Raw genomic sequence first — 275 nt, forward strand, 5'->3', positions numbered from 1 at the left:
TTTATGGCGTCATATCTTACCAAAAATGCAGGGCCAGGCACGTTGTATTGCGCTTGACCTGGTAGGCATGGGGCAATCCGGTAAGCCGAATATCCCCTACCGTATTTCTGATCATATAGAATACTTCGATGCTTTTATGGCAGCCTTGGGGCTCGATAAGCAGCCTGTCACCTTGGTTATGCACGGTTGGGGTTCGGTAATTGCTTGTGATTATGCCAGGCGACACCCTGATCAAATAAAATCATTGGTGTTTTATGAGTCGCACTTAAGGCCTG

General features: G+C 47.3%; 1 protein-coding gene. It reads left to right on the forward strand.

What is annotated here, in order from left to right; all coding sequences use genetic code 11:
* Positions 1–275 (forward strand): alpha/beta fold hydrolase (locus tag F1003_RS15730; protein ID WP_155090355.1); only part of this gene is annotated, 275 nt, incomplete at both ends.

Source organism: Winogradskyella ouciana, from assembly GCF_009709615.1.
Taxonomy (GTDB): Bacteria; Bacteroidota; Bacteroidia; order Flavobacteriales; family Flavobacteriaceae; genus Winogradskyella; species Winogradskyella ouciana.